At 57.2% G+C, this 18,092-nt stretch carries 24 protein-coding genes; 18 read left to right on the top strand and 6 right to left on the bottom strand.

The window, feature by feature from the left end:
- Positions 1-5: 5 nt before the first annotated feature.
- Together CPZ01_RS15210 and CPZ01_RS14070 are read right to left on the bottom strand one after the other, a co-directional pair.
- A complete protein-coding gene (locus CPZ01_RS15210) occupies positions 6-560 on the bottom strand; it encodes a hypothetical protein (RefSeq protein ID WP_074879672.1) in 555 nt (184 codons plus the stop codon).
- A gap of 12 nt (positions 561-572) precedes the next feature.
- On the bottom strand, positions 573-1,418 hold the full coding sequence (locus tag CPZ01_RS14070; protein WP_074879675.1) for a hypothetical protein: 846 nt from the start codon (positions 1,416-1,418) through the stop codon (positions 573-575).
- Between the two features lie 210 nt (positions 1,419-1,628).
- Between CPZ01_RS14070 and CPZ01_RS14065 the strand changes: the two genes are divergently transcribed.
- The 12 genes from CPZ01_RS14065 (at position 1,629) to CPZ01_RS14015 (ending at position 10,794) form a co-directional block, all read left to right on the top strand.
- Complete coding sequence (locus CPZ01_RS14065; RefSeq protein WP_074879733.1) at positions 1,629-2,120, top strand: hypothetical protein; 492 nt, start codon at positions 1,629-1,631, stop codon at positions 2,118-2,120.
- A gap of 3 nt (positions 2,121-2,123) precedes the next feature.
- Positions 2,124-2,489, top strand: a complete 366-nt coding sequence (locus tag CPZ01_RS14060) for a DUF7568 family protein (protein ID WP_074879679.1) — start codon at positions 2,124-2,126, stop codon at positions 2,487-2,489.
- Between the two features lie 73 nt (positions 2,490-2,562).
- Positions 2,563-2,958, top strand: coding sequence for a DUF7567 family protein (locus CPZ01_RS14055; RefSeq protein ID WP_096396424.1), 396 nt, complete (start codon positions 2,563-2,565; stop codon positions 2,956-2,958).
- An 82-nt stretch (positions 2,959-3,040) separates the two neighbouring features.
- Complete coding sequence (locus tag CPZ01_RS14050; protein ID WP_074879685.1) at positions 3,041-3,625, top strand: hypothetical protein; 585 nt, start codon at positions 3,041-3,043, stop codon at positions 3,623-3,625.
- Positions 3,626-4,090: 465 nt separating this feature from the next.
- Positions 4,091-6,379, top strand: coding sequence for a histidine kinase N-terminal 7TM domain-containing protein (locus CPZ01_RS14045; RefSeq protein ID WP_074879688.1), 2,289 nt, complete (start codon positions 4,091-4,093; stop codon positions 6,377-6,379).
- Positions 6,380-6,424: 45 nt separating this feature from the next.
- Complete coding sequence (locus tag CPZ01_RS15205; protein WP_074879691.1) at positions 6,425-7,072, top strand: hypothetical protein; 648 nt, start codon at positions 6,425-6,427, stop codon at positions 7,070-7,072.
- Positions 7,073-7,179: 107 nt separating this feature from the next.
- A complete protein-coding gene (locus tag CPZ01_RS14035; RefSeq protein WP_231899267.1) occupies positions 7,180-7,848 on the top strand; it encodes a DUF6166 domain-containing protein in 669 nt (222 codons plus the stop codon).
- Complete coding sequence (locus CPZ01_RS15710; protein ID WP_008458061.1) at positions 7,848-7,979, top strand: hypothetical protein; 132 nt, start codon at positions 7,848-7,850, stop codon at positions 7,977-7,979. Before CPZ01_RS14035 ends, CPZ01_RS15710 begins: the two co-directional genes overlap by 1 nt.
- A 197-nt stretch (positions 7,980-8,176) precedes the next feature.
- Positions 8,177-8,641, top strand: coding sequence for a hypothetical protein (locus CPZ01_RS14030; RefSeq protein ID WP_008580592.1), 465 nt, complete (start codon positions 8,177-8,179; stop codon positions 8,639-8,641).
- A complete protein-coding gene (locus CPZ01_RS14025) occupies positions 8,638-9,174 on the top strand; it encodes a hypothetical protein (RefSeq protein WP_321167231.1) in 537 nt (178 codons plus the stop codon). Before CPZ01_RS14030 ends, CPZ01_RS14025 begins: the two co-directional genes overlap by 4 nt.
- 171 nt (positions 9,175-9,345) lie before the next feature.
- Positions 9,346-10,506 (top strand): hypothetical protein, encoded by a 1,161-nt coding sequence (locus CPZ01_RS14020; protein ID WP_096396423.1) that lies wholly within the window; start codon positions 9,346-9,348, stop codon positions 10,504-10,506.
- 66 nt (positions 10,507-10,572) lie between these two features.
- The gene (locus CPZ01_RS14015) at positions 10,573-10,794 is read left to right on the top strand and encodes a hypothetical protein (RefSeq protein WP_096396372.1); all 222 of its coding nucleotides are present in this window, start codon (positions 10,573-10,575) and stop codon (positions 10,792-10,794) included.
- A gap of 119 nt (positions 10,795-10,913) precedes the next feature.
- Here the strand turns inward: CPZ01_RS14015 and CPZ01_RS14010 are convergent, their stop codons facing one another.
- Complete coding sequence (locus tag CPZ01_RS14010) at positions 10,914-11,327, bottom strand: hypothetical protein (RefSeq protein ID WP_096396370.1); 414 nt, start codon at positions 11,325-11,327, stop codon at positions 10,914-10,916.
- Between the two features lie 255 nt (positions 11,328-11,582).
- Between CPZ01_RS14010 and CPZ01_RS15200 the strand changes: the two genes are divergently transcribed.
- Positions 11,583-12,041 (top strand): hypothetical protein, encoded by a 459-nt coding sequence (locus tag CPZ01_RS15200; protein ID WP_157746030.1) that lies wholly within the window; start codon positions 11,583-11,585, stop codon positions 12,039-12,041.
- A gap of 35 nt (positions 12,042-12,076) precedes the next feature.
- On the opposite strand, the gene CPZ01_RS15195 is transcribed toward CPZ01_RS15200, so the two are convergent.
- Positions 12,077-12,406 carry a hypothetical protein gene (locus tag CPZ01_RS15195; protein ID WP_157746028.1) on the bottom strand — a complete coding sequence of 110 codons (330 nt, stop codon included), beginning with the start codon at positions 12,404-12,406 and terminating at the stop codon, positions 12,077-12,079.
- 127 nt (positions 12,407-12,533) lie between these two features.
- On the opposite strand from CPZ01_RS15195, the gene CPZ01_RS15190 reads away from it, so the two are divergent.
- Positions 12,534-12,971, top strand: coding sequence for a hypothetical protein (locus CPZ01_RS15190; protein ID WP_157746026.1), 438 nt, complete (start codon positions 12,534-12,536; stop codon positions 12,969-12,971).
- Positions 12,972-13,602: 631 nt separating this feature from the next.
- The gene (locus tag CPZ01_RS14000) at positions 13,603-14,016 is read left to right on the top strand and encodes a hypothetical protein (protein WP_096396366.1); all 414 of its coding nucleotides are present in this window, start codon (positions 13,603-13,605) and stop codon (positions 14,014-14,016) included.
- A gap of 102 nt (positions 14,017-14,118) precedes the next feature.
- On the opposite strand, the gene CPZ01_RS15185 is transcribed toward CPZ01_RS14000, so the two are convergent.
- Entirely contained in the window at positions 14,119-14,553 is a 435-nt protein-coding gene (locus CPZ01_RS15185; protein ID WP_157746024.1) for a hypothetical protein, read from the bottom strand.
- A gap of 283 nt (positions 14,554-14,836) precedes the next feature.
- Here CPZ01_RS15185 and CPZ01_RS13995 point away from each other — a divergent pair, with 283 nt between their 5' ends.
- Positions 14,837-15,184, top strand: coding sequence for a hypothetical protein (locus CPZ01_RS13995; RefSeq protein WP_096396364.1), 348 nt, complete (start codon positions 14,837-14,839; stop codon positions 15,182-15,184).
- 87 nt (positions 15,185-15,271) lie between these two features.
- Positions 15,272-16,198 carry an ArdC-like ssDNA-binding domain-containing protein gene (locus CPZ01_RS13990; protein ID WP_096396422.1) on the top strand — a complete coding sequence of 309 codons (927 nt, stop codon included), beginning with the start codon at positions 15,272-15,274 and terminating at the stop codon, positions 16,196-16,198.
- Between the two features lie 134 nt (positions 16,199-16,332).
- Here CPZ01_RS13990 and CPZ01_RS13985 read toward each other — a convergent pair whose 3' ends face one another.
- Positions 16,333-17,091 (bottom strand): potassium channel family protein, encoded by a 759-nt coding sequence (locus tag CPZ01_RS13985; RefSeq protein WP_096396362.1) that lies wholly within the window; start codon positions 17,089-17,091, stop codon positions 16,333-16,335.
- 163 nt (positions 17,092-17,254) lie between these two features.
- On the opposite strand from CPZ01_RS13985, the gene CPZ01_RS13980 reads away from it, so the two are divergent.
- Entirely contained in the window at positions 17,255-18,076 is an 822-nt protein-coding gene (locus CPZ01_RS13980; protein WP_096396421.1) for a hypothetical protein, read from the top strand.
- The last annotated feature ends 16 nt before the right edge of the window (positions 18,077-18,092 follow it).

Raw genomic sequence — 18,092 nt, 5'->3', positions numbered from 1 at the left:
CGGGGTCAGCTCCTTGCATCGATTAGATCACAGACGTTGTTGTTCCATTCAATGACCTCCTCTTTTCCTCTCTTCGGATTCGCGCTCATATCGAGGTACTGCCTGATACTGTTCCTGAGGACAGGCTTCGATTTGACCGTGAAGACATTCTGACTGTCCGTCACCTCATCGAGGTCTTCCTCGATCTCTTCATGCTCTGATTCCGGGGCATCGATCAGGATGCAGACATGGGTTCGAGGAGGTGTGGCGTTTATCGCACGTCTGAAGTCGTCCTTGAGACCGTCTTCTATGATGCATTCGTGGTGGACAAGCCAGAGACTGCTCTTGAGGATCGTTGTTTCTGCCTCTACAGGGTCGTCCCGCATCAAGTCAAGGCCTTCTCCATGAGGATCTGCGACGATAGTCTCCTCGTAGCCTGATATCTTGGGAGTGATCTCGTTTAGGATAGATTCTAGATCGTCTCCGTAGCAGCTTTTGGAGTCGCTGAATAGGCAGATTCCCTCGTTGTGAGGTTTCTTATCCGGAGGCCCAAATTCCCGGTCTTCAGCGTACTTTTCCATGTTATGCTACGATTATTTACCCCTGACAGATAATACTACCCTACGTGAAGCCGAGTTATCCATTTCCCTAAGCTCTTCTTCGAGGTCTTGGAAAGCATTGTACCGGTCCTCCCATACGGAGAACTGGGCATCGCTGTTGGGGAGGTCGCCTACCATCTTTTTCTGCCCCTGCAGTTCCCGTTGCTTGAACGTCTCCAGCCAGTCCTGTAGGTCTGAAGCGAGGTCTCCGGTTCCTTCCAGGTTGGATGTCTGGAGGCCTGTAAGAAGTGAGTCACCTGCCTGGATCAGCTGGCCGGGTTCGTCGACGATCTCTGGCTCCGGTTTTTCTTTGAGGTCTTCTGCTGCTGTGAGGAACTGGTCGATGTCTTCCGGTTTCGTGTTGGGGTTGTCGGAGAAATAATCCTCGCCGTAGATGATCCCAGCTATCGAGATGGCGTAACCGGTTGAGAATACGGCTCCGATACCGATGTCGACTGGCTGGAGGACAATGCTTCCGGTGTACGGGTAGACGAGGAGCAGGTAGCCGATGTAGATGACGACGGTTGAGAAAGCGAGGTGTGCTGCCCAGCATTTGAGGATATGGACGGGGCTGTGGAACTTGGCTGAGTAGGTCTGGTATCCGAGGCCTGAAAGCAGGACATAGAGTGCAGCGGCGAGGACAACGGTGAGAAGCCCTGTTATAAGGAGTGCTGCACTGTCACTGAAGGGGATCGGTAGGAACGGAGGCTTGGCGACGAAGAAAGTGGCCCCCAAGAAGACTGTCTCGCTAGCTACGATGGCAAAAATCTTAGTCTCGGATCGACCAAAGATGAGGAATTCAGAAAATGGAATAGACCGAATAGAGGAGAAAGTACCCATAGTGAGCTGTTTATGAAGTAGATGTTGGTGGACAAGTAATAGTTCCTGTCATAACTTGGGCCCACTGAGTTGCCCGTCCTCCTATCTGGTATTAGAACGATAGCCAGTGAGCACCTCTTTTGGAGATGTTTTTCGAGCGCCGGCGATGGGTGCCGGCGCAGCTGGAGCGAGCAACCACATCCGGTGCGTCGGCGTTACGAGGTGTTCGAGATGCACATGGTGATTTACGCACTGGTAGAGGCATCGACGCACGACGACGCGCTGGCCACCGGAAAGACGGTGTTCGACCGCCTGGTCGGCGCGGACCCACACGCCGGCGCCGTCTTCGACTACTACGTCACGTTCGATGAGGAGGACACGTCCGTTGCGGGGAAGGCACGATGGGGTGAGCTCCCGACTGCAGCCCCCGTCGATTCTGATGACGGCCAGGATCTCCTCGAGCGTGGCTGGGAGGCGACGAAGGAAGAGTTCGAGCGTAATCTCGATCGGGTGAAGGAGGCCATCGACGAGCTCTCCGACGAGGAGATCATGCGCGACGAGGACCTCGCCCGGCACGCCTTCCACAAGGTCGGTGCGTACGACGGCCCGACGATCTTCCTGTACACCGAACACGGAACCGGCATTCGCCACCGTGGACAGTTGGACCGACTCCTCGAGGAGAGTGAGGAGCTCTGGATCGTACCCGCTGACGTCCACTTCTGAATAATGCCCAGGATCACCAACTGGCGACGCGAGAGCCGCTCGCCGACACTCGCGTATCGGAACACCGAGACCGGTGCGCGAGCCGTCCTGCATCGAGCCCCGGACTCCTACCGGTACAAATGGCGTGGGGCAATCCTCGTCGACGGCTATCCGGTGTGGTCGCGGGGGTACGAGACGAAGGATGCGACATCGTTCCGTGACGAGCTCCGGGAGCGGCCCGCACCGGACCTCAGCTGCCCGGAGTGTCCGAACAACGACGTTCGCGTCGGCGAGAAGGCGGCAGACGGGGCGAAAGTCCAGCGGTGGTATGACTGCCCCGACTGTGGGTACGAAGCCCCCTCACGCATCGTCTATGGCGCCGAACGGTGAGTGAGTGAGCGGTGGGCGCTGTTTTTCGGCCGGGCACGAGGTGGTGGCCCGGTACGACCGGGTGAGTCAACCAATGAGTCTCGAAGTACTTGACCGACACAGCGAGGCACTGTTCGAGTTCCTCTGGTGTCCCGTCTGCGGGCAGGAGGTCTTCACTCACATCCCCTTCGAGGGGGTGTTCTGCAAGAACTGCAACACCCAGGTCGAACTCCAGGAATCCCGAGAAACACGCGGCTACGAGGAAGCCGTGCTCGCCTGCTTCGATACAACCACGACCTGGAACCTCCACGTCGACGAGAAACTGCGCCGCGACCTGCCTGATGGGTCGGCCCGCGTGAAGACCCTCGGCGCACCGGGCGCCTACAAGGTCGACTGGTGGAGTCCAGAGCCGGGTGAGGACTGGGAACCTGTGGAGCGTGGCGAGTTCGACGACATCGAAGAACCATCAGAGGTGTCGCACCTGGCGTAGCGGAATGCAGCCCCGCAGCGACTGCGTGGTGTTGTTCCTGCGCCGGCGATGGGTGCCGGCGCACACGCGTCGGCGAGTATCAATGTCGACACGGAGTCAACTCCGATTCGTACAACGAGTCGAACAGACCGGTGAGACAGATGGCAGTGCCGACCGCGTCGCGCAGGTGTACAGGCATTCAGATGGCTGCCCGGGGAGCGTCCTCCGGGATCTCACACAGCTGAAAGAGCTTCTCGATGCGACCCACGCTGAGCGAGGACCGGGCTACACGGCAGCGACGTTCGTATTCCTCGACAAGCTCTCGACGGTCAGCCTCTATCTGGATGGCGACCCAGAGCGAACGATCGACGCGGCTCAGCCAGCGGATCTCCTTGAGCCGTCCAACATGGAGCACCTCGATCAGCCACTGTTCCTGCTTGGCCACGGCGTCGAGGATCCAGCTGACGGCATTCATGGCGACGAGGAGTACCTCTACATTGTGGAACTCCCGACGGAGACCAAATTTGACGAGCCGACCGAGTGGCGGATCAAGGTGAGCGACCACTCCGAGTTCCCCCGCTGGGACGGCCCGACCGACGAGGCTTTCGAGCGGGCGAACTGGCAATTCCAAGGATCGCTGGAGGACGCCCTTGCAGAGCTGGTTCGTGACGAAGCAGTCGTGAAGTAAAATCATAATCGTAGTCGTACGAATAGGGATTAGATCGACCCAGATTATTACGAAGACAGGATTCCCAATTCTTGACGAGCTGAGTGCCGGGCATCAGCCACACCGGAGAAACTCGCGGCTGAGACCGAGTTTTCACGAAGGCATCTTAACGACGTACTCGATGAACGGCCCACAGGGAAAGTGCTCGTAGAACTTCGTGACTTCAGCAAATTTAACTCACAACTCCGATCCCACTATCTACGGAAAAATCCCCGACTCGCCACCCAGGAACGGAATAGCGGCTGTGGATCGTGGATACTCCATCGCACTTACCTCCGTCCTCGGACCGACTCAGGCCATCTCTTATAACGGCACCAACGCAGTAACACGGAAAGATGAGGCTGTTGGACGATCGATTTGGATAACGATGGAGTAGTGTTTTATCCCCACCCTCTCGACTTAGAGGGGAACGGAGTACTCACTGAGATGGCCTGGCAACAAACCCCCTATACGCTCCCATTGGTGGCGTCGGGAGCCCTTCTCTCGGGGTTTGCCCTGTATTTGTGGTGGCTTGGTCGTGGCCAGCAATCTCGGGGAACTATCTTGGGCTCGCTATTGATGCTAACCGGCGCAGAATGGGTTTTCGCCTATGCGTTACAGCTCTCGTCGACCACTCTGTCACAGAAGATCTTCTGGGTTCAGTTCGAATTTATCGGCGTGGTCCTCTTACCGCTCATCTGGTTCGGATACGTCCTCTGGTACACTGGTCGAGACAGCTGGTTCACACCTCGTGTGTTTGGTCCCCTCGGAGCGTTTGCTGTAGGGTTCCTTCTTTTGCTGGTAACGAATGAGAGCCACCATCTCGTCTATCAGAGTTTTCAGCTCACGATGATTGACTCACTTGCTATTTTCGACCCAACGTACGGGCCTGCGTTTTGGTTGTACCTGGTCTACGCCGATGGACTCCTATTAGTAACGCTCGGGCTCCTCGCCAGTACATTCGTCCATACCCGAGGCGTGTTCAGATGGCAGATTAGCGTCCTCTTTATCTTCGCATTAGTTCCCGGAATCGCAGGCATTCTCTATGTCACCGGCAACAATCCGCTCCCCGGCCTCAATATCGCCGCGCTTTCGAACATCGTTACTGCCTTCGCAGGCGGCATCAGTCTGGCGCGATTCAAATGGATGGACGTGACACCGGTCGCTCGCGACACCGCGTTCGATGCGATGAACGAGATCGTCCTCGTACTGGACTCCGATTGCCGGCTCGTCGATATGAATGCGAGTGCTGGCTTCCTGCTCGGCGAGCCACGAAAGACGGTTATCGGAACGCCAGTAACGGATCACATTCCTGAACTTGAATCAATCGTAGCTGATCTCCCCGCCGCTTCTGCCCGTCGTGAACTCACGATTAGTACTGATGATGGAGACAGCGTATTCGAGGTGACGGTATCCCCCATCGAGGAGGTCCCGGGAAACGACAACGGCTACACAATTCTCCTCCACGATATCACTGCTCGGAAACGGGCCGAAGACCGACTCCGGACCCAATCCACTCGCCTCGAACGGCTCCACTCAGTCGCCCAAGAGCTCGCAGCAGCTCACTCCACAGAGCGAGTCTACGAACTCGCGGTGTCTGGAGCTATTGATGTCCTTGACTGTGACGAGGTTAGAATTTCGGCGGTCGAGAACGAGTATTTTGTTCCTCAAGCAAGTTCGGGCAACACAGCACTTGAGGAGTGTGGACCGATGCCTGTCGATGCTGGCTATGCCGGGCATAGCTACTCGACGGGAACGATACTGGTCGTCGACGATCTGACCCACATCCGCGGGGTATCGACTGACTCGTCCAACCAGTCTCAATCCCCCGACTTTTCGCCGCCGGCCCCGTCGATCCCTGACGAGCGTACACAAGAAAGCGAAGGGACGAACTCAGATGGTGACGAATATCGTTCGTTACTGAGTGCCCCTGTTGGAGAATACGGCGTCGTACAGGCATTTTCGGTCGCACCGGAGGCGTTCGACGACCGCGACCAGCAGATTATCGATCTGTTGCTTTCTCACGTTGAGACCGCACTTGAACGGGTTGCAGTTGAAGACGAACTCCGTGCTGAACGGGACCGACTGGACGAGTTCGCGAGTGTGGTATCACACGACCTCCGGAATCCGCTGAACGTCGCTGATGGCCGTGTTCGTCTGGCTGCAGAGGAGCAAGACGGTGAAAATGAACATCTCGAGGCCGCGATTCGGGCCCTCACCAAGATGACTGAACTCATCGACGATATGCTGACGCTGGCTCGCGAAGGGCGAACGATCGGGGAGACGGAGTCCGTCCGGCTGGAGAGACTCGTGACGGAGGCGTGGGACTCGGTTGATACACATGACGCATCGCTCAGCGTCGACGACTCGCTCCCCACTCTCGAGGCCGACCGCTCGCGGCTGCGTGAACTCTTCGAGAACCTGTTTCGAAACGCTATCGAACACGGAGGGAGGGATGTGACGGTGACTGTTGGTGCCCTCGAAAGCGGATTCTATGTGGCGGATGATGGACCGGGAATTCCCGAAGATGAGTGGTCAACCGTATTCGAGTCTGGCTATTCGACCGCTGCTGGTGGAACCGGATTCGGCCTCGCCATCGTCGAACGGATTGCGGACGCCCACGGTTGGGACGTCTCGATCCGAGAGAGCACCTCCGGTGGTGCTCGCTTCGAGTTCACCGACCAGGAGACGGTATATCAGCACACACCACCGGACCATCCAACCGAGAAACGATGAGCTATTCCCCTCCCTTGGACCTTCCCGGGGATTTCTCACACGAATATGGCAACACTCGAAACGTGGTCTCTCTGGCTGCACATCGTTGCGGGGACGGTTGCTGTCCTCGCTGGCGTCGGCGCGTTAGTGACGAGTAAAGGTGGGTGGCGACACCGACAAGCCGGGAAGGCGTTTCTTGTCTCGATGGGTGTCGTCGTTGTGACGGTGGTCGTCCGCGTCGGGATTCATCCAACTTCGTTCCGTGGTATTCTCACACTCGTCGCCATTTTTAGTGGCTATCTTGCGTTGTTGGGCTATCGGACACTCTCCCGAAAGCGCCCACCGGATACTGCTCACAGACTGGACTGGGTTGCTGCTGGGTGCGTCATTCTTGCGTGTTTCAGCCTCGGCCTGTGGGGAGCCATCTGGGTTCTCGGTGGGAGATCCTTTGGAATCGTGATGATGGTCTTCGGTGGTATCGGCGTGGCGTTTGGAATCTTGGATATTCGCATCTTCCAAGCCGACGAGTCGGGCGACTGGATGGTAAGCCATCTTCAGCGTATGATTGGCGCATTCATCGCGACGGTGAGTGCCGTATCAGCAGTCAATCTCACGCCGATGCTGGGAATCGCCGCGTGGTTGTGGCCGACCGCTCTTGGCGTTCCGCTCATCTACTACTGGTCGAACAAGTATAGTACATCCTCAACCAGATGAGTCCCTGTGGGTGCCGAGCAGTATGCGCTCACCTGTTTGTTGAACCCCTGATAGGGGTGCGGGGGTCACCGAACCGCCCGCGAGCAACGATGAACGGGAATGTACCTATGGCCAGTTCGGAATCGGTTCCAGTCGCATCGCCAGGTCAGGCTCACCGAGACGCAGTCGAATACGTCGGCTTCCGCGTCGACGGCCAAGCCGTCGTCCTGAACCTCTCGGAGCATCGGCGACTCTCCCTCGAGCGCAGTCTGGACCTCGTCAACCACAGTCCAAGCGGGTTCGAGTGGGGGTATAGTGGTAGCGGGCCCGCCCAGCTCGCGTGCGCGCTCCTCCTCGACTACTACGACGATGAGCAGTTCGCCCGTGAGCACTACATCGCGTTCCGGAATCAGGTGGTTTCGCAGCTGGAGTGCGACGGTGCCGCGGCGTGCTGGCACCTCCCCGGCGAGGAGATCGACGCCGCGATGGCGACCCTTACCGAAGACGTCGTCGCGCTCGCCGACGGTGGACGGCCGTCACCGACGCTCCCCGAGAACTGGCGAGCCGTCTCTCGCCCGGACCGGCGGGTCTTCCAGCGCGCTGATCGCGACCACTACATCGTACTCGGGGATGGACGCGACGAGTGGCTGGTCGTGCTCTGCAGCCAGGGCGACCGTGCATATCCTGCCCCGCTCGCACATCGGACGGTTGCCGAGGATGCTGACGTAGAACGGGTAATCCAGGAACTCGCCGAAGAGAGCAACGACCTCATCGAACCCCCGGAGGGGGAGCACTGATGGAGACGCTTCGACTGGCGCGAGCCACCCACCAGCTCCTCGAACGTGGTGTCGAGGCGCTCGAGAAAATCGGGCGCGAACTGGAGCGATACAACGACCGACAGGAGCGCACCGACGACACCGACTCGTGACCGAAACTCACTCTCTAGACCAAATACGGAGTACCGGCTTCCAGTATACGCCTACCCCCGAGGGGTGCTCGTGTCCCATCCATCGGGAGGGGCAGCCGGTCACGGCGCCGCTCGGTTTGCGGTTCGCAGAGCGCGTCCATATCGAATCGATCCCGCGCCATGTCGCCGGCGCGATCTACGAAGCACATCACTCCTATATGGACGATGTCCCCCGGACGAATCTCGTCCATCACGGACTCTGTTACCAAGACCAGCTACTAGGTGCGATTACGTGGCGCTATCCGCTGATTCGCTCACTGGAGTACGACGGGACGCGATTCGAGGGCGACGAAATCGTTGAGGCAGCACGGATTTGCATCGGCGTCGATTTCCCCAATCTCGCCTCTGCCGCCCTCGCCCGGTCGATGGAACGATTCGTGCGTCGGCACGGTCGGCGACGAGGCGTTCGGCTCCTGCTGACGTTCGTGCGAGCCGACTTCGACGGCTCGATGATCAAAGCGCTCAGAGACAAGGGCTGGCACTGTGCCGGTAAAACGGACCCCGGCCAAGCGGGAAATCGCCCCGATAAGCAGATCCGAGAGCAGCCAAAGTGGCGGTTTCTCTGCGAAGTTCCAGCTGAGTCCGACCGAGAACAGGCCTCACTCGGGAGGTGGTCCCCGTGAATGCCAGTCTCGATGAATTCGTAGCGGAGGCTGATTCGGACAGCCGGACAGATGACGACCCATCGGTCGTCGACCAGCTGTTGAAACCGGTATCGCCGTCGCTCGGACTACGGCTCGTCCCGGGCAGGGGTGACCCAATATACCTCCAAAACAGGGGGACCGAACGCTACCTGTTCCGAGATGACCACGAGCGATGGTTCATCCTCCAGCCCTCAGCCAAGAAATCGGTCGACGACTTCGTTCGCTGGGTGTATCTCCCCGAGGACAAGCCAACCGAGATCGCCCGAACAGCGATGGGGCAACGGACGGTTCTCGGCTACAGGTACGTTACGCGGAGCGAGGCCCCCGAGCCGGTGGCGACGACGGTGACAGCGATGTTCGTCATCGAGCCGTGGCCCGATGCCACCTACGAGTGTGGATCCTGTAGTAGAGAGTTCGACTCACCGCATAGTCACGCTCGGCATTGCTGGGAAGCACACCCCTGGGTTCCAAATCCTGAGCAGGTCCGGGTACGGAGAGACGAATCTGAGTAGTTCCGACATCTGATCCGAGCCGTGGACTGGATCTGGATTAACCAACACTCCCCGCCATTCAGAGACGGGCGTTGGTTAACGTGGTGTTGTTTTTGCGCCCGGGAGAGGGGCGCAGGGCGCGAGACGATGCAGTCGCACGTCGACGAGGATTCCTCAAGTGAGGTGACTGAGATGAAAGATCCAGAGTCCAGAACCATCTTCGCTGGCGTCGATGGGCGTACCGACACCGAACTGCCCGAGTGGTACCGACAGCGTCGCGGGAGTGCAGACACCGTGACGTTCGCCGAGGCGATCCGTGAGCTCCCCCAGGCCGTCGAGACGACCGTGGCGTACCAGAATCCGTACACCGACGAGTGGGTCGAAACGGAGCGCTTCAACGCGCTCGTTGAGCCGAGTCGAGCTCAGGAGCAGGCAACCGAAGGGGAGGCTGAAACGGATTCCCTCTTCCACATCCCGACTGACTCGTACTCGATCATCAACCCGGTCGACGTCTACGGGCCGCTAGAGGAGGTCCTCCGTGAGGAGACCATCGACGGGACCCCGCTGGGCGAGGTGATGTTCGGCGAGATTCGGCGCTACCGGGGCGGCGGCGAGGTCCACATGGACATCATGTTCGATGGCCTCGAGGTGCGCCTTCCCGGTCGGTCGGACCCGATTACGATGGGCGTCACGTCGGGCTACGACTTCTTCGGCGAGCACGCCGTCTACGTGGAGGGGTTCGCCCAGGATGGCTACTGCTCGAACACGATGCGCTCGCTCACCGACAAAGAGATCATCAAACACGTCGGCGACGTGCGGAACTTCCGCACCTGGTGGGAAGAACTCCTCGCACAGGTCGAACTCGTCGCCGACGACCTCTTCGAGTTCATCCGTGACGCCCAGGACATCGACCTCGATTTCTCGGAGCTCCCGTTCACCGTCACGGAGTTCTACACCCTGCTGGGGTTTCCGGACTACCTGGCCGAGCGCGCCGCCGGCGATGCGGAAGCCAATACGGCGTCTCCCTTCGAGATCGACATGTGGACGCTCCATTCCGGCGCGACGTACGCGCTCACCCACTTCTTCCAGGGGAAAGAAGGGACGTCCCTCGATCAGTACGTCCGGATCGCCAACGACATTCTGTTCAACCCGGAAGGCACGATCGAGCGCGTCGAGGAGGCCTACGAGCAGCAGCTAAAGGCGGACGGCGACGACGGGTCTCAGGCATCGCTGGCGGGCGAACGAGCGCTGGCGAGCATCGAGCGCGTTAGCAACGATCTGCAGGAGAAAGTCAAGCAGTTCGAGGAGCGTGAGGACGCGCTTCGTGAGCGGTTCCAAGAGGCGATGGCCTGACGCCGCGTCGGTGATGTAGTCGTCTGTTCTGTTTTTCTCGCCCTAGAGAGGTGGAGGTGTACCGAGATGGAACAGTCCACGATTAGCGACGGGAGCGACGACGAATTTCCACCTGAGAAGCGTCTTGAAGCTCCGAATTACCGATTGGTCAAGGCCGGTATTGCGACGATTCCCGATATGGAAACCCTCCAAGAGTGTGTTGCCTATGAGAACGCCCACCAGAATCGGACACAGATCCTGCGCCGGCTCAAGTGGAAGGCTGAAGAGCTACGTGAGGATAAGAAATGATAGTCGGAGTTAGCCAACAATCAATGCTCAATCCACCCAATGTTGGTTAACGCAGGCTCTGTTGGAATCTCACCCTTCAAACATATTATCACCTGAAACAGCCGGTCGATGGGGGCTGCCTATCTAGCATCGTCGTCTTCGTCAACCCATGCTCCGATGAGTGTCTCCCCACCCTCCTGCCGCCACAGGATTTCCACAACGTTCGTTTCCCACAAGAGTTGGAGCCGTATTTCATCGCCATCAATTGTGTCGCTTGGCTCCATCTCATCATCTAACTCAGACCATGCGATGGTGTCTGTCTCTCGGGACTCCCAATCAACAACAACCTCGCGGAAGTACACATCACCCGCTTGTAGGCTCTCCTGGCCACCCGTATGCTGAACATCTAATCTATTAGCCACATGGTCAGCACCTTGAAACTCAAAAGAAAAACAGGCGACCTCGTCGCACCTCGTTATCCCATAGTAACCAAGAGCCCCGAATCCGACCGTTGCCGCACCGCCCAAGAGAATGACTCGCCGCTTCAAGGACATACCTGAAACCACATAGTAGTGATAATAGGCTTTTTGACTACTTGTCCTTGTTCCGGTGATTCAGTTGAGCTGGGCGTCGTTGGTAATTGCACCACCTGTACTGACCGATCTACGGTCGATACTTCCGCGGGGTTGCGCGCCTGAATCACCCGCAAGATCGCACTTGCTTATTGAACGCGGTCATAGAGTACCTGTTTGTTTTGGAATTATATTTCACCCGAAAACACTTATTCTCAGTTAAGTCATTCTGAACCAATGAAAAGACGCCAATTCCTCGCCGGAACCGTACCCACAACATCCGTAGCTTTGGGCGGATGCCTCGGGAGCGGTCCGTCTTGTTCGGGAGAGAATACCTGGCCACCGAATGTCCAAGTGGAGGAATTGGAACTCACACCGGGCGACTCGGCATCCTTCGAGATACAGGTAGACGGCATTACGGGGTTCTCGTTCGACTCACGGTTGTATTCATGCGGTACGGATGCGCCAGTCAGATTTGGGGATGTCAACACCTCACCAGCGATAGATGCTCAACTGGACTCGTGCCCGCCAATATGGATATGGGATGACTGTACACGTGTGACGGTAGATGTGCCGGTTCAAGTTGATCCTGATGCCGAGACCGGCACTTACGAATACGGTTTCAGCGTTAGGGAAACGATCGGCGATCGGAACTCACGTGACTACGAATATGCCATCACGGTGACTGGGAACTGAAAGCTGACTGTGAAGCACTAGGCACCAAATCTAACTCAAGGAGTATTCCCAAGCGCAAATAGGACAAATAATGTAACGAAGCCAATCGCGGCAATGGCTATAACCACAACACCTGAACGCAGCAATAATATTGTATTCTTGTTCTTGGCTGGTACAAAACCAGATAATCCGTAGGAAAGGAAAGCTAAGCTGACCAGAAACGGGAACAATGTAACTATTGAGGACGCGTTGAAGTTAACTGATCTGAATGTTAACGCAAACAAGATTACACCAATAGCAGACAGAATGACATAGCTGACCTGCCCGCCTCGTTTTTTAACGATCTTATCTCTTATGCCTAGCAGATATCCTGTGAAATCAGTCATTACGTACGAAATCATCGGATTCGATATATGCCTTGGGGGCTTCTAACAACCGGCTAAGTTTCCATTTCAAGTTTCCCGCAAGCCTTCTCGGTGAAAAGCTTATATGACCAGTGAGTCAGCACAGTGTATGGACTCACGGCTAGAATCGCTTCTTCTCGGGAAGTCGTTGAACCTATCGCTTCGGTATCTCGGCTACTCGGTCATTCTCATGGCCGTGTTCTTCGGTCAACTCTATCTTGTTGGAAATTCCGGTATGGGAAACTCATTTGGTTTGCTTATGAGCCCGCTTGGAGTCACGGTATCAGCGATTATTCTGGCAGGGATACACACATATCGCAACGACGGAATACTCGTGAGTCTCGCCGTCGCCGTGATCGTCATAAGCGGCTTTGCCCTGTATAGTGTCATCTCGCTTAATCACCCTCAACCTGACTATGGACTTTTAACCGGCGTGGGGGGAGCAATGTTGTATGGCGTCCCAATAGGGATTGTATCATCTACTGTTGCGTTTGCTTTACGGCGATTTGGCCCGAGCCAATCAAGTGTCGTATCTGAGGAAAAATAGAAATATAAGGATCTGTTGAAATCCCCTTCTTCAGACATATTCTCATTTGAAACAGCCGGTGGATGAGAGTTGCGTAATAACCGATCCGTGAGCCCCCTACTTTGTGTAGTTCAACGTTTAGTTCCCTGTCACCTTCGGAGATAGGACTAATCCGGCTCCGACAGCGATAACTCCGATCGGAGTGAGGATCGCTGGAAGTGGAATACTACATTCGTTCGCCCCATCGGGTGTGTACAGGAGATTGCCATCCTCCACACCGATTATGTCCACTCCCTGTCCCTCGCCCTCTGGAACGCCGACATCCGTACAACCCCCGAACATCATACTGGGGAATGACATCAATAGTGCGAAGGAGATACTAACTCCGACAACGAGTAAACCGATACCGAGGAGGGCCATTCGGTTCATATATAATTTACAATAGAGGTAACTGTTGTTGAATGTTGTCCCGTAAAGCAAGTGCTGAGGTATTATTGAATCTCTTGTACTGAACGATTCGTGATTACCCTGTACTGAACGACCTATGGTCGATGCTTCTGGGATTGTGCGGCTGAATCAACCGCAAGATTGCGCTTGCGAATCAGTCACATCGTAATTTCTTAGTTTTCAAGGCGTAAAACGCGGACTGTGTATGGTTCCCGTTGACACTCTAACCCTCCTACTGGGTGAGGATCGAAAACGAACAAGACAGTGGAGTATCGGCGCTGGAATCCTCTTTGTTGCGTCGCTCCTCTACTTTGCGGTGGTAAGAATAGCGGACGTTCGCTTGCTTGATTCGGTGCTGTGGTGGCAGGGGTACGCCGTTCTGCTCACGGGTTTCGTTGCGTTCCAAGCGTACTCCAATGGGGGAATCGGAGTGAGTTGGTTGCTCGTGTTCGCCGGGGTCGCTGGAGTCATCCTAAACTACGGTGGTATCGCGTTAACTATGGGCAAACCGGGACTACTGTGGCTCATCGGATATGCCACCGTCGGAAGCGTAGTTGCCGCGGCGATCGTGGGGACGCTCGGCTTTGGCATCGGAACTACAGTTCGACGAATTACTTGATAGGCTCCCTGTACTGACCGATCTACGGTTAATACTTACGGGGTTACGCGGCTGAATCAACCGTAATATCGGGCTTGCGAACTCAACGAATGAGACCTCAGACTAAGAGATCGCGCGGAAGTCAACGAACAAATTCTCCGTCGTTTCGTCTCGATAGATGCTAATATCTATCTCATCATCGGTTGAGCCGTCGGGATAATAATGAGAATGGAACTGTTCGTGCCTTCCGTTTTTAAGTAGGACTCGAACGATGTATCGTCTTTCAGGCACTACATCTGTTTCGCGTATGGTTCCCGCAGAGTCGTCACCTTCTCCCGGAGCTGGAACAGTGTATTCGGTATCAAGTACGGACGCTTCACCCAGCTCGGTTTTGTCTTCGCGAAGGAGTTCAAGTCGGAGTGGTTGTTCCTTGTCAGTATAATTGCGGAGAGTCAGATCAATTTCCCGGGGGTCCCCGAGATTAACGCTTTGACAGCCCGCAATGGCCCCAATAGCTACGCTACTTCCAATTAGAATGCTCCGACGGGTAGAGGGCATAACAGGGTATAACACCTTACCGACAAAAAATCTACTAGTGTGGGTACTCTGGTAATCGGAACACTCTGTTCACACGCTGTACTAACCGATACGTGAGTCCCCTGTACTGTCCGCAACGCAATAGAAACGGTTACTTCTGAGGATTCCAACGGAACCAATCTAGTTCAAAAAAGCACGCCGGCGAACAGAGCGTCTACCTCCCGCCGACGTGACTTCGCGACCTGTTTTTCGTGCCCCCAGAGAGGGCGAGGGCTCCTTCGAAAGCTCTCCGAGGTGACTTCTAGTGAGTCAACAACAGAGTCCCGACAACGTCTCGATCGACGATATTCCCGTCGATATCGACAACACGCAATCAGCAGAGGTCGATTCCGCCGACGTGCCCGACGAAATCGAATCCATCACCCGTGGGCTCGCCGGTGAGCAGCCGCCGACGAATCCGCTGGTCGTGCTGAAAGCAGCCCGATGGTGGTACATTCACGGCAAGGGCGGCACGGATCCCGCCTTCCAGTGGGCCATCGAATGGGCGCGTCATCTTGCGACCGACACGCCCAGTGACGTCGAGCGGTTCGACGAGTTCCTTGAGTACCTCGTCACGGTCGGCTTCGCGGACGAACGCCACGAGCTCCGCTGACCGACAGAGCGGTTTTTTGAACGCCCCTGAGGGGTGCGGCGCGGTCTGAACAGATGCAGTCGCCGTGAATTTGATTCGGTGAACACGATGTCTACGACCAGAGACTCGTCGGTCTCCTTCGACCAGACCGACACGCGATCCGACGAGATGAACAGCACTATCGAACAGTGGATCAACGACCTCGTCGTCGGCGTCGACGACGCGCAGGCCAGCGAAGAGTTCCAGGAGTGGCTCGACGTCCAGAGTCGCTTCCACGACTACTCCTACCGGAACACGCTCCTTATCAAGCGGCAGTGTCCCGAGGCGAGCCGGGTTGCGGGCTACCGTACGTGGCAGGAAGAGTTCGACCGCCACGTCACGGAGGGCGAGTCGGCCATCTGGATCTGGGCGCCGATCATCACCACGCAGTGCCCGGAGTGCGAGAACTCGCCGAGCTACCACGAGGACAGTGACTGTGAGTACGACGAGACGCCACCCGAGGAGTGGTCCGAGGGCCTGGTGGGGTTCAAGCCCGCGCCGGTGTTCGACGTCTCCCAGACCGAAGGCGAGCCGCTTCCCGACCTAGACACTGAAGCGACCGGGGACGCCGGCGACCTCGTCGAACAGTTGACTGTCGCCGCTGACGACCTCGGCGTGACGGTGCGGATCGTTCCAGCCGAGGAGTGGACCCACGGCGAGGCGAAAGGCATCTGCGAGCAGCTGAGCCTCGTCGACGTTCAGCCGCTCGTCGAGGTGCGTGATCGGGAGAACGAGGCCGACCTCGCGCGGACGCTAATTCACGAGTATGCCCACGCTCTGCTCCACTTCGACGTCGACGACGACACCGAGCGGGCGAAACGCGAAGTCGAGGCCGAAGCCGTCGCGTACGTCGTCGGGCGGTACTGCGGGCTCGACACTAGTGGGTCGGCGTTCTACCTCGCTGCGTGGGAGTCGGACGATCCCGAGGTCGTTCGCGAGCGGCTCGGACGGATCAGTTCTACAGCAGAAGAGCTCATCGACCTCCTCGAGGAATGACTCCCTCGTCCATTCGGTTAACCAACAGAAGGATGCGTGGTTTTGTATTGTTGGTTAATCCAAATGTGATGTCGCCGTTCTTTCAGTCAATTGTACGTCCTGATCAGGAGGTCAAAATCGGGGTGTGGTTCCTATTATTGTTCAATGAGTTGTTTTTGCTCTTCAAGCGTTTCCTCGTGGTCTTCAACAGCATCTTCCCGAGCCTCAGCATCACCACTGAGCCGGTCTGACAATTCTTTGAGACGGTCTTGTTTCCCATAGAGGACGAGCGTGTCGTCCGGTTTCGTCTCCGTATCTGGTTGTGGCGCACCAATATATGAATCATCACGACGGATGCCGAGTATCAACACCCCTTCGCGTGGTAAATCCAGCTCCGAAATCGACTCCCCTGCCAGCCAATCACCCGCGCTGATTTCCACCTCCGCCACACGATATTCGCGTTGCAGTCCGAGTAACTGGGCGTAATCCGAGATCTCCAACTCTGTCGTCTCACTCAGCGCCCACTCAATTAGCGGCGTCACGAGGCGGTTGAACCACCGACTTCGTGCGAACAGAATGATCACACCGGCGCCACCGAGTATATACAGCAAGTTCAACAGGTCGTCGCCACCAGTTCGCGTGAACGAAAGGATAAGTGACGAAATCGCACCGAGCAGTCCAATACTGCCGAGCCGAATGAGCGCCTTCACGGTTTTTCGCCGGCCGACGGTGGTGATAGCCTGTTCTGCCTCTTCGGTCGTATATCCGGCTCCAGAGAACGCAGACGTGGCTTGGAAGGAGGCCACATCTGGTGAAAGGCCCGTCATCTCCAGCGCAATCGAGCCGGTACGTACAATCAACAACGACAGCGCGAAGATGATCAGTAGTGACAGTATTGAGTACGTGGCAACCATACCTAGTGTAGCGTCCCCATATCTGTAAATAGCACCGCCTACGCGAACACTGCATTCACCGTGTCTATAAACAGTCATTCTGAGTGAAAGCCAGTCCATCAGCTACTGGGAGTTTTTCTGCGCCCTCGGAGGGACGGAGGCGCATTCAGACCTCCGTCGAATGATGACTGAACCCAATCTCACGACGGTCCTCGAGGAAGCCGAGCACGTTGCCAAGCAACACGACCAAGTCGCTCGAACGGCAGACAACCAAGCCCACGAGTACCTCCGATACGCCGTTCTTCGGGTGCTCGAAGGCGAGTCGGACCACCTCCCAGCAGACTGGACGCCGATCGACGGCGTGACCGTCGGCTACGGGAGCGACGACGCGATGTACGACAGCTGGGGCTCCAGCGAAGACTGGTGGGAGACCGTCCCGCCGCAGGAGGCGTGTACCCGCTTCCGGGTGTTCTTCCCGGACGACCACCAGACGGTTCCCCGTGACATCGTCGACGTGATGGCCGCGCTCGGTGCCTGGCGCGTCTGGACTGGGAGCGCAGCTACGTGCGGTTCCTACGACCATCGCGAGCGCCGCGAGGTCCACTACCTGTGGCCGGAAGGCCATCCGGTGGAGGAAGTGCTCCACGAGCGGCTCAGTGGCCCTGCGGAAGCCGTCGCTCCGGACGGGGGTCGAACGGGCGACGTTCGCGACCGACTGGTCGTCGACGAGAACGCAGAGTCACAGGACGATCTCGAGCCCCGCACGAAGCGTGCCGTCGCCGAAGCGATGGACGTCTCGCTCCTCTCGAAAGGTGGCCGCTACGAGGTGCAGTCTGCGTCCGGGAACCGGTACGAAGTCGACGTCATCGACGAATCGTGTACCTGTCCCGACTGGCTGCAGCGCTCACCCGAGGGCGGCTGCAAGCACCTGCGTCGCGTCGATCACGAAATCAAGCGTGGCCGCGTGCCCCGCCCAGACGGCCGGCTCCCGACTGATGCGGATTGATCCCGATTAACCAACG

This window comes from Halorubrum trapanicum (assembly GCF_002355655.1).
GTDB classification, from domain to species: Archaea; Halobacteriota; Halobacteria; order Halobacteriales; family Haloferacaceae; genus Halorubrum; species Halorubrum trapanicum_A.
This window is presented reverse-complemented; position numbering and strand designations above follow the sequence as displayed.

What these genes read in the sequence shown, in the direction of transcription:
- CPZ01_RS15210 (WP_074879672.1), bottom strand. Translation starts at nt 560, where the DNA reads ATGGAAAAGTACGCTGAAGACCGGGAATTTGGGCCTCCGGATAAGAAA.
- CPZ01_RS14070 (WP_074879675.1), bottom strand. Translation starts at nt 1,418, where the DNA reads ATGGGTACTTTCTCCTCTATTCGGTCTATTCCATTTTCTGAATTCCTC.
- CPZ01_RS14065 (WP_074879733.1), top strand. Translation starts at nt 1,629, where the DNA reads ATGCACATGGTGATTTACGCACTGGTAGAGGCATCGACGCACGACGAC.
- CPZ01_RS14060 (WP_074879679.1), top strand. Translation starts at nt 2,124, where the DNA reads ATGCCCAGGATCACCAACTGGCGACGCGAGAGCCGCTCGCCGACACTC.
- CPZ01_RS14055 (WP_096396424.1), top strand. Translation starts at nt 2,563, where the DNA reads ATGAGTCTCGAAGTACTTGACCGACACAGCGAGGCACTGTTCGAGTTC.
- CPZ01_RS14050 (WP_074879685.1), top strand. Translation starts at nt 3,041, where the DNA reads ATGTCGACACGGAGTCAACTCCGATTCGTACAACGAGTCGAACAGACC.
- CPZ01_RS14045 (WP_074879688.1), top strand. Translation starts at nt 4,091, where the DNA reads ATGGCCTGGCAACAAACCCCCTATACGCTCCCATTGGTGGCGTCGGGA.
- CPZ01_RS15205 (WP_074879691.1), top strand. Translation starts at nt 6,425, where the DNA reads ATGGCAACACTCGAAACGTGGTCTCTCTGGCTGCACATCGTTGCGGGG.
- CPZ01_RS14035 (WP_231899267.1), top strand. Translation starts at nt 7,180, where the DNA reads ATGGCCAGTTCGGAATCGGTTCCAGTCGCATCGCCAGGTCAGGCTCAC.
- CPZ01_RS15710 (WP_008458061.1), top strand. Translation starts at nt 7,848, where the DNA reads ATGGAGACGCTTCGACTGGCGCGAGCCACCCACCAGCTCCTCGAACGT.
- CPZ01_RS14030 (WP_008580592.1), top strand. Translation starts at nt 8,177, where the DNA reads ATGGACGATGTCCCCCGGACGAATCTCGTCCATCACGGACTCTGTTAC.
- CPZ01_RS14020 (WP_096396423.1), top strand. Translation starts at nt 9,346, where the DNA reads ATGAAAGATCCAGAGTCCAGAACCATCTTCGCTGGCGTCGATGGGCGT.
- CPZ01_RS14015 (WP_096396372.1), top strand. Translation starts at nt 10,573, where the DNA reads ATGGAACAGTCCACGATTAGCGACGGGAGCGACGACGAATTTCCACCT.
- CPZ01_RS14010 (WP_096396370.1), bottom strand. Translation starts at nt 11,327, where the DNA reads ATGTCCTTGAAGCGGCGAGTCATTCTCTTGGGCGGTGCGGCAACGGTC.
- CPZ01_RS15200 (WP_157746030.1), top strand. Translation starts at nt 11,583, where the DNA reads ATGAAAAGACGCCAATTCCTCGCCGGAACCGTACCCACAACATCCGTA.
- CPZ01_RS15195 (WP_157746028.1), bottom strand. Translation starts at nt 12,406, where the DNA reads ATGACTGATTTCACAGGATATCTGCTAGGCATAAGAGATAAGATCGTT.
- CPZ01_RS15190 (WP_157746026.1), top strand. Translation starts at nt 12,534, where the DNA reads ATGGACTCACGGCTAGAATCGCTTCTTCTCGGGAAGTCGTTGAACCTA.
- CPZ01_RS14000 (WP_096396366.1), top strand. Translation starts at nt 13,603, where the DNA reads ATGGTTCCCGTTGACACTCTAACCCTCCTACTGGGTGAGGATCGAAAA.
- CPZ01_RS15185 (WP_157746024.1), bottom strand. Translation starts at nt 14,553, where the DNA reads ATGCCCTCTACCCGTCGGAGCATTCTAATTGGAAGTAGCGTAGCTATT.
- CPZ01_RS13990 (WP_096396422.1), top strand. Translation starts at nt 15,272, where the DNA reads ATGTCTACGACCAGAGACTCGTCGGTCTCCTTCGACCAGACCGACACG.
- CPZ01_RS13985 (WP_096396362.1), bottom strand. Translation starts at nt 17,091, where the DNA reads ATGGTTGCCACGTACTCAATACTGTCACTACTGATCATCTTCGCGCTG.
- CPZ01_RS13980 (WP_096396421.1), top strand. Translation starts at nt 17,255, where the DNA reads ATGACTGAACCCAATCTCACGACGGTCCTCGAGGAAGCCGAGCACGTT.